This window comes from Pseudomonas sp. HD6422 (assembly GCF_025377065.1).
GTDB lineage: Bacteria > Pseudomonadota > Gammaproteobacteria > Pseudomonadales > Pseudomonadaceae > Aquipseudomonas > Aquipseudomonas putida_U.
The window spans coordinates 1-7,909 of record NZ_JAHWIW010000069.1; the positions used below are offsets into that span (position 1 = coordinate 1).

General features: G+C 61.8%; 10 protein-coding genes. 4 read left to right on the forward strand and 6 right to left on the reverse strand.

The window, feature by feature from the left end:
• Positions 1 to 182: 182 nt before the first annotated feature.
• On the reverse strand, positions 183 to 821 hold the full coding sequence (locus KY379_RS26870; RefSeq protein WP_261242572.1) for a LysE family translocator: 639 nt from the start codon (positions 819 to 821) through the stop codon (positions 183 to 185).
• A 227-nt stretch (positions 822 to 1,048) separates the two neighbouring features.
• Positions 1,049 to 1,306, reverse strand: coding sequence for a DUF2790 domain-containing protein (locus tag KY379_RS26875; protein ID WP_133328086.1), 258 nt, complete (start codon positions 1,304 to 1,306; stop codon positions 1,049 to 1,051).
• 323 nt (positions 1,307 to 1,629) lie between these two features.
• Here KY379_RS26875 and KY379_RS26880 point away from each other — a divergent pair, with 323 nt between their 5' ends.
• Entirely contained in the window at positions 1,630 to 1,998 is a 369-nt protein-coding gene (locus KY379_RS26880; protein ID WP_133328406.1) for a GNAT family N-acetyltransferase, read from the forward strand.
• On the opposite strand, the gene def is transcribed toward KY379_RS26880, so the two are convergent.
• The 3 genes from def to KY379_RS26895 form a co-directional block, all read right to left on the reverse strand.
• Positions 1,953 to 2,489: a peptide deformylase gene (gene def, locus KY379_RS26885; RefSeq protein ID WP_133328084.1), complete on the reverse strand. Its 537-nt coding sequence runs from the start codon at positions 2,487 to 2,489 to the stop codon at positions 1,953 to 1,955. The two genes, KY379_RS26880 and def, sit on opposite strands and share 46 nt — an antisense overlap.
• Positions 2,486 to 3,457 carry a YihY/virulence factor BrkB family protein gene (locus KY379_RS26890; protein WP_133328082.1) on the reverse strand — a complete coding sequence of 324 codons (972 nt, stop codon included), beginning with the start codon at positions 3,455 to 3,457 and terminating at the stop codon, positions 2,486 to 2,488. The genes def and KY379_RS26890 overlap by 4 nt, the downstream gene beginning before the upstream one ends.
• 161 nt (positions 3,458 to 3,618) lie before the next feature.
• Positions 3,619 to 3,798, reverse strand: coding sequence for a CsbD family protein (locus KY379_RS26895; protein ID WP_133328080.1), 180 nt, complete (start codon positions 3,796 to 3,798; stop codon positions 3,619 to 3,621).
• Between the two features lie 247 nt (positions 3,799 to 4,045).
• Between KY379_RS26895 and KY379_RS26900 the strand changes: the two genes are divergently transcribed.
• Complete coding sequence (locus KY379_RS26900) at positions 4,046 to 5,518, forward strand: nitrous oxide reductase family maturation protein NosD (protein WP_196173972.1); 1,473 nt, start codon at positions 4,046 to 4,048, stop codon at positions 5,516 to 5,518.
• Positions 5,519 to 5,602: 84 nt separating this feature from the next.
• Positions 5,603 to 5,983 (forward strand): hypothetical protein, encoded by a 381-nt coding sequence (locus tag KY379_RS26905; RefSeq protein ID WP_133328076.1) that lies wholly within the window; start codon positions 5,603 to 5,605, stop codon positions 5,981 to 5,983.
• Here KY379_RS26905 and KY379_RS26910 read toward each other — a convergent pair whose 3' ends face one another.
• Entirely contained in the window at positions 5,984 to 6,820 is an 837-nt protein-coding gene (locus tag KY379_RS26910; protein ID WP_196173974.1) for a S1 RNA-binding domain-containing protein, read from the reverse strand.
• Between the two features lie 131 nt (positions 6,821 to 6,951).
• On the opposite strand from KY379_RS26910, the gene KY379_RS26915 reads away from it, so the two are divergent.
• A complete protein-coding gene (locus KY379_RS26915; RefSeq protein WP_261242585.1) occupies positions 6,952 to 7,812 on the forward strand; it encodes a DUF6279 family lipoprotein in 861 nt (286 codons plus the stop codon).
• Positions 7,813 to 7,909: the final 97 nt, after the last annotated feature.

Here is a 7,909-nt window from a genome sequence, read left to right on the forward strand (position 1 = left end):
CCGTATGTGGGAGCAAGCGGTTTTGTGCAACTTTTTCCAAGAAAAAAGTTGCCCGCCGTAAAGGCGGAAGGGGCCAGTAGCGCCACTACATCTCTCGGATCACCCCCCCAATACCAAAGCCCCACCCCAAGAGAGCCCAAGCCCAAAACCCCAGCCGCCATAAATCCGTGAAGAACCTTATGTCACCCCGCAGCGACAATGAACTCACGATAACCGGACACAATCACATACACCGCGAAGTAGCAGAAAATCGCCGCCGAAGCCAGGTAGGACCAGGTCAGCAGGCGATCGCCCAACAGCCGCCCGCCCTGGCTGGCGATGCCGCACAGGCTCATGCACCAGCACAGCCCCGCGGCGAAAAAGCCACCCAGGAACAGGCCAGCGTCCACCAGACTGCCACCTCCAGAGCGGGAGATGAGCACGCCGCCGACGGCCGCGAACCAGAGAATCGCACTTGGCGAAGACATGGCCAGGAAGATGCCTCGCAGGAATTCGCGCCAACCCGATTCCACCACGACCTGATCGCGCGCCTGCAAATGCCCACCGCGCCAGGCGGCCAACAGCATTTTGAACGCAAACCACACCAGCAGCGCCGAACCGCCCAGCCACAAGCCCCAGCGCACCGCCTCGAATTGCAGCAGCACGGTCATGCCGGCGAGCGCCGCGATGGCATAGATCAGATCGCCCACGCAGGTGCCGAGGCCAAGCCAGAAGCCCTGAAGAAAACCACGCTGCATCGCCAGGGTGATCATGGCGATGTTGGCGACCCCGATATCGAGGCACAGCGACAGGCTGAGAAGAAAACCGTTGGAAAATGGCATAGCAGGCTCTGAGCGGCGAAAAAGGCGGGGTAGAGCCTGCCATGAGCAGGTGTGCAAAGGAAGCTTTGGCGGTTGGGTTCGACGGTGGAGATGGAGGGGCATTGTGATCGAGCGCCCCCATCAAAACCAAGCCAGGCACTCATTTCCCCACAAACGACTCGGCCCCCGTGGCCGGCGTCTCGCATTTCGAAACGCCAGCCACGGGGGCCGATCGGGCAGCGCAGGCATCAACCCTGCTGGCAGCCCTCGCCCATGGCCCGGTACTCGATAGTGTGCACCTGGCCCTGGTGGTCTTCATAAGTCATGGTCGCCGGTACCACTTCACAGACATTGGGGATGGTCGACATGTTGATCACCCTCTTGATGTCCAGGTTCATTGAGTAGTCATACTGCTGGACCACTGGCTGGTTGGAGACAGGTGCGGCCTCATCGGCAAGGGCGAACGAGGACATACCGACCAATGCAAGAATCAGTAATGGTTTCATGGAGGTTTGCCTGCTGGAACAATCAAGCTGATCGATTGACTTCTGTAGCCGTTGTAGGCGCGGAGAAGTTGTCATCACTGCATCGATGACACGAAGTACCGATCCCGCTTCGTTATACTACGTGGGGGATGAGTGAATTCTACGCCTCCCCTGGAATAGTTGAACCCCAAAGTCAGTTATTCAGCCTTGCGTGATTTGCAACAATCTGCGACAACCCGAGGCCATTTCCAGCAAATCGATCTATGACCGCCGCGACGTTTTCACTCCTCAACGCCGACGAAGCTCGCCTGCTTGACCACTTCTACCGCCAGCACGGTTCTCGCATGCGCGCCGCCGCCGACGGCGAGCGCTGGGTGGCCCGCGCGCCGGGGATAAGCGCCGGGCTGAGCCTGTCGCCGGTCGCCGACGGATTCTGGCTGACCGGCCTGTTCGTAGCGCCTGCCCAACGTGGCCAAGGGCTGGCGGCCGGCCTGGTACAAGCCGCCTTGGCAGACCGTCCAGGTGCCACCTGGTTGTTTTGCCATCCGGACCTGACGGCCTTCTATCAACGACTGGGTTTCACCGTCAGCAGCGCACTGCCCGAGACGCTCGCCGCACGCCTTGCCCGCTATCAACGCAGCAAGCGCCTGGTGGCGCTGGAGCGGCCTCAGTCGTCGCTGGCATCGAGCCCGGGGAACAGCACCTCGGTATAGCCGAACTTGCTGAAATCCTGAATGCGTGAGGGATACAAGCGGCCAATCAGGTGATCGCACTCATGTTGTACCACCCGCGCATGGAAGCCATCGGCGAAGCGATTGATCGGGTTGCCTTGGGGATCGAGGCCGGTGTAGCTGATGTGTTTGTAGCGGGGCACCACACCGCGCAGACCTGGGACGGACAGGCACCCCTCCCAACCTTCTTCGATCTCGGTGGACAGCGGCGTGATCAACGGATTGAGCAGAATGGTCTGCGGCACCGGCTCGGCATCGGGGTAGCGCTCGCTGCGCTCGAAACCAAAGATGACCAGTTGCAGATCGATGCCGATCTGCGGCGCGGCCAGGCCGACGCCGCCAACGTGACGCATGGTCTCGAACATATCGTCGATCAGCGTCTGCAACTCGGCGCTGCCGAGCAGATGGTCGGGGACCGGTGGGGCGATGCGCAGCAAACGCTCGTCGCCCATCTTCAGGATGTCACGGATCATCGCGGGTTCGGCTCGTGGGTTCGTGGCGTGGACGGTGGCTGTTCCGAATCCTGCTGCTCATGCCCCAGTACAGTGCGCCCATGTCGTTGGTGCGCATCGCCAGGCTCTTTTTCCCCAGGGTTCTTGCCTTCTGCCGACATGTGCTCGATCACCGCATTCATCTCCGCGCCCAGCAACACCACGGCAGCCGAAATATAGAAGTACAACAGCAATACGATGATCGCGCCGATACTGCCGTACATGGCGTTGTAGTCGGCAAATGTCTTCACGTAGTAGGCAAAGCCCAGCGAGGCGATGATCCAGACCACCACCGCCAGCACCGAGCCTGGGGTGATGAAGCGAAACTCCTGCTTCACATCCGGCATCACGTAGTACATCAGCGCCACGGCGATCATCAACAGGAAGATGATCGCCGGCCAGCGCACGATGGTCCACACCGTGACGATCACCTCCTGCATGCCGATCTGCGCGGCGATCCACTCCATCACCTGTGGCCCCAGCACCATCAGCGCCGCGGCAGCCAGTAACATGCCGGCCAGGCCAACGGTATAGAAGATCGACAGCGGAATGCGCTTCCAGACAGGACGGCCTTCGGGCACATCGTAGGCGGCATTCATCGCGCTCATCATCAGGCGCACCCCGGCAGAGGCGGTCCACAGCGCGATCACGATACCAACCGACAGCAGCCCACCTTTGGACTGTTGCAGTTGGTCGATCACCGGATTGACCTGTTCCAGTGCCTGCGGCGGTAGCACCAGCTCCGACTGCAGACGCAGCCAGGAGAAGAAGTCCGGCAAATGCAGGAAACCAATCAGCGCAATCAAAAACAACAGGAACGGGAACAACGAAAACAGCATCTGGTACGCCAGCGCTGACGCATAGGTCGACATTTCGTCGTCGAGGAACTCCTTGACGGTGCGCATCAGCACGCGGTGCAGGGGTAGGCCCTGCAAGGCGGAAAAAATCATAGCGTCTCCTTTCGCCGCTTGATCGGTCGTACGGTCCAGTTTAATAGACCACGCGTCAGGCGTAATGCTCACCCGTGCACGAAGGTTACCCGCGGCTTATGCAACGCGGGCAAGCCCGGTGAAGGGCTTGCCCGCGAGCAAACTGCACGATCAGTGCACCATCAAGGCTTTTTCACTGCATCCTTGACGTCGCCCTTGACCTGCTGTGCTTCACCTTTGAGCTCCTGGGCCTTGCCCTCCGCACGCAGCTTGTCATTGTCGGTCACTTTGCCGACGCCTTGCTTGACGTTGCCCATCGCCTCGTTGGCCAAGCCTTTCGCTTTGTCTTTGGTGCCGCTCATGGCAAATCTCCTGTAATGGAGACACGGGAAACCGTGTCGACAGTCGGTGGACCGGGACGCTGTTGCAAGAGTTTCAAAAGCTTTGCCAGGTTCGAGCCGAACGGCAAATCACCGGGCGAATACCGCACCGAATCGCCCCACAGCCGCTGCGCTGCAAACGTCGACTGCCCTAGTATGCGCTCAGCAAAAGGCAATCCCATGCAGGTTGCCAATCGACAAGAACAACAGCTTCCGGATACCCGCACACATGCGTCTGATACCTCTGTTCGCGGCTTTGCTGCCGCTGCTTCCCTTGCCCGCACTCGCCAGTCAATCCACCGGCGAGCAAGTCCTGCGGGTCGACCACTACGCCGATGACGACAAGCCTGGCAGCCTGCGCTGGGCCATCGAGACCAGCAACCGCGAGCCTGGCCGCTACCGCATCGAAATCGCCGCCGTCGGCCAGGCGCCGTACGTCATCCGCCCAACCCGCGCCCTGCCGGAAATCAAAGGGCCGGTGCGCATCACCGGCTTGCCCTGGGCGCGTGACGGCCAGTACATCGCCATCGATGGTGCCGGCTATATCAAGGACCAGGGAGTGCGCACCTGCCCCGGCGCACTACCCGGCCAGTTCGGTACCAACGTACGCACCACCACTAACCCAGGCCTGGTACTGCGCGACACCCAGGGCGTCCACCTGAGCGGCCTGGAAGTGCGCAATTTCTGCATCGGCATCCTGGTCAACCGCGCCAGCAACAACGTCATCGAGGACAACCGCATCGTCGCCAACAAGGGCGGCGCCGGAATCATGCTCACCGGCGACGATGGCGCGGGCAACCCCACCGCCACCACCACGAACAACAACAAGGTGCTGCGTAACCAGTTGATCGACAACGGCGACGGCCTGGAGCTGACCCGTGGTGCAGCTTTCAACCTGGTGGCCGACAACCTGTTCCGCTCGACCCCGGCCAACCCCGAGCCGTCCCAGGGCATCGAGATTCTCCTGGGCAATGACAACAGCGTGGTACGCAACCGTTTCGAGAACTACTCCGACGGCCTGCAGATCAACTGGGGCAAGCGCAACTACCTGGGCGCCAATACCTTCAGTGGCAACTCGATCGGTGTCAGCGTCACTGGCGAGGGCAACATGCTCGACGGTAACCTGATCCACGGCAACCGCATCGGCGTGGCACTGCGCCCCGAGCCTGACGTCACCGCTACCCGACTGAGCGGCAACCGCATCTGGGGCAACAGCCAAGACATCCGTCGCTGCGAGGCCGGTGGCTCGTGCGTGCCAGACCAGCGCACCGGGGCGATCATTTTCGGCGTTCCAGCCCAGGCCCATGCGCTGTACGTGGGCTCGCGCGGCGTAGGCGCGGACCTGGCGAAGAAGGACCAGGCCGTCATCTGCGATGGCAACGGCGACCCGAAGCCCTGCCAACCGCTGCCCAACCACAACCAGCAGCCCCCCCGGCTGCTAGCACTGCAAGGCAATGTGCTGCGCGGCGAAGTCCAGGGGCCGGCGTCCAGCCTGCTGCGCATCGAGCTGTTCGGCAATGCCGAGGCGGATGCGACCGAGGCGGAGCAGTATCTGGGCGAAGTGCTGGTCAATAGCGATGCCAAGGGCCAGGCGCGCTTCGCGCAGCCCTTGGAGAATGCCGGTGGCCTGAACAGCTTCACCGCGACGGTGACCACCGCCGACGGCGCGACCTCGGAGTTGAGCCCGCCGATTCGTCGCTGAGGCCACAGCCCCTATCGCCGGCTTGCCGGCGATAGGGGCATCACTCACAATGCAGCTCTTTAGCGTCAACCCGCAGGAACCTGCATGAAACTCGACAAACCCGCCGCCATCGCCCGGCGTAACGAAACCCTGAACCGACCGGTGCTGACCCGCGACAACACCCTGTTCGCGATCCTCGACCGCAAGCGCAACCTTTGGTGGTTCGAAGTGCCGGTGGCGCTGCTGCGCAAAGGGCAGCCCGACTGGGTCAACCTGCTGCTGCACACTCCGGAGAGCGACGAACTGCAGCACCTCAAAGTGCCGACCAACTTCCTGCGGGCTCACCAGGAACAGATGGAAATCCGCAACCCCGGCAAGCGCCGCTCGACCATTAGCCTGGCGCTGAGCGCCGACCGTGATTCGCTGCTGCGCGACACCCGCCCAGGAGGCGAACAGCTGGATTTCGCCCCCTTCGTCCAGGCCTGATCAGGCCTGCTCGATCCGATCGTCATGGATGACGATACGGCCCTGCTTGAACAACGCGCCGATCGCCTTCTTGAAATTGCCCTTGCTGACATTGAACAGCTGGCTGATCAGTTGCGGATCGCTCTTGTCGCACACGGCCAGGGTGCCGCCTTCGGCCTGCAGACGCGCCATGATCTGCTCCTGCAGGCTGTCGCCGAGGGCCTTGCCCACCGGCTGCAGGCTCAGGGCGATCTTGCCGTCATGGCGAACTTCCTTGATGAACCCCTCCACATGCATCCCCGAGCGCAGGAACTTGAAGACTTCGTTCTTGTGGATCAGGCCCCAGTGCCGGCTGTTGATGATGGCCTTGAAGCCCATGGGCGTCTCACCTGCCACCAGCAACTCCACCGGCTGGCCGACGCTGTAGTCGGCCGGGGTGCGATCGAGGTAGCGATCCAGGCGGGCAGTGGCGGTAATGCGCCGGGTGCGTTTGTCGAGGTAGGCATGGACCACGCAGTAATCGCCGATCTTCAGCGGTCGCGACTCTTCCGAATACGGCATGAGCAAGTCCTTGGACAGGCCCCAGTCGAAGAAGATGCCGGCGTTGTTGATGTCCTTGACCTTGAGACTGGCGAAACCGCCGACCTGCAGCTTGGGCTTTTCGGTGGTGGCGATCAGCTGGTCTTCGCTGTCCAGGTAGATGAACACGTTGAGCCAGTCGTCGATCTCGGTCGGCGTGTCCTTGGGAATGTAACGTTTGGGCAGGAGGATCTCGCCATCGGCACCGCCGTCCAGGTACAGGCCAAATTCCACGTGCTTCACGATTTGCAAACTGTTGTAACGCCCAAGCAGAGCCATTTCCGATGTTCCTCAAGACAAGGCGGCTATTCTACACCTGAAGCCGGCGCGCTGCCCGACCGCTGATTCGGTGGAACCGCGTTGCCGCACCCTGCGTCTACCGATTGGCCCGCACCTGTCAGGATTCGCACATGCCTTCACGCCTGTCCAAAGCCCTGCTCATCACCTTCGGATTCATCGTCGCGCTGGCCGCCTGTACCCGCATCGATCTGGCCTACCGCAACCTCGACCGCCTGGTGCCCTGGTCGCTGGACGACTACCTGGACATGAACAGCGAGCAGAAGGCCCTGCTCGACGATCGCCTCAAGCAACACCTGGCCTGGCACTGCAAGACCCAACTGCCGGGCTACCTCGACTGGCTCGACCGGGTACGCGACATGGTCGCCGACGATCAGGTAACCGACCAATCCGTGCAGCAACGCACCGACGAAGCACGCCAGGCCATCGGTCGGGTGGCAGAGGCCATCACGCCGTCGGCCGCCGAACTGCTGCGCGGCATGAGCGACGCCCAGGTTGCCGAAATGCGTGAAACCTTTCGCGACGACATCAGCGAGCGGCAGAAGAAGTACGTCGATACGCCTCTGGCCGAGCAGATCGCCCGGCGCGCCGAGCGCATGGAAAAGCGCCTGACACCCTGGTTCGGCGAATTGACCCCGGCGCAACAGCAGCGGGTGCGGGTCTGGGCACAGGCATTGGGTGACCAGAACCGCGAATGGATCGCCAACCGTGCGCACTGGCAGCAACAATTGCTGCTGGCGATGAACCAGCGTAACGACGCCAGCTTCGAGCCGCGCCTGGCGACCTTGTTGCAGCGCAAGGAAAGCCTGTGGACCCCGGCGTACAAGGCCGCGTACCAGAACACCGAGCAGCAGGCGCGTAGCTTGCTGGTGGACCTGGTGCAGCAGAGCACACCGCAGCAGCGGCGGTTTCTGCAGGATCGGCTGAGCAAGGTGCGAGCGGACTTCAGTGGGTTGAAGTGTTTGAAGAGTTGAGCGCGTACATCAGGACCGGCGAGGGTGTCAGAAATTTTGTGTTCGGGCATAACATGAGTAAGAGGTGTATGTATGCCAACCAAAAAGAAACCCCTGC

What these genes read in the sequence shown, in the direction of transcription:
- def (WP_133328084.1), bottom strand. Translation starts at nt 2,489, where the DNA reads ATGATCCGTGACATCCTGAAGATGGGCGACGAGCGTTTGCTGCGCATC.
- KY379_RS26890 (WP_133328082.1), bottom strand. Translation starts at nt 3,457, where the DNA reads ATGATTTTTTCCGCCTTGCAGGGCCTACCCCTGCACCGCGTGCTGATG.
- KY379_RS26895 (WP_133328080.1), bottom strand. Translation starts at nt 3,798, where the DNA reads ATGAGCGGCACCAAAGACAAAGCGAAAGGCTTGGCCAACGAGGCGATG.
- KY379_RS26900 (WP_196173972.1), top strand. Translation starts at nt 4,046, where the DNA reads ATGCGTCTGATACCTCTGTTCGCGGCTTTGCTGCCGCTGCTTCCCTTG.
- KY379_RS26870 (WP_261242572.1), bottom strand. Translation starts at nt 821, where the DNA reads ATGCCATTTTCCAACGGTTTTCTTCTCAGCCTGTCGCTGTGCCTCGAT.
- KY379_RS26880 (WP_133328406.1), top strand. Translation starts at nt 1,630, where the DNA reads ATGCGCGCCGCCGCCGACGGCGAGCGCTGGGTGGCCCGCGCGCCGGGG.
- KY379_RS26910 (WP_196173974.1), bottom strand. Translation starts at nt 6,820, where the DNA reads ATGGCTCTGCTTGGGCGTTACAACAGTTTGCAAATCGTGAAGCACGTG.
- KY379_RS26905 (WP_133328076.1), top strand. Translation starts at nt 5,603, where the DNA reads ATGAAACTCGACAAACCCGCCGCCATCGCCCGGCGTAACGAAACCCTG.
- KY379_RS26875 (WP_133328086.1), bottom strand. Translation starts at nt 1,306, where the DNA reads ATGAAACCATTACTGATTCTTGCATTGGTCGGTATGTCCTCGTTCGCC.
- KY379_RS26915 (WP_261242585.1), top strand. Translation starts at nt 6,952, where the DNA reads ATGCCTTCACGCCTGTCCAAAGCCCTGCTCATCACCTTCGGATTCATC.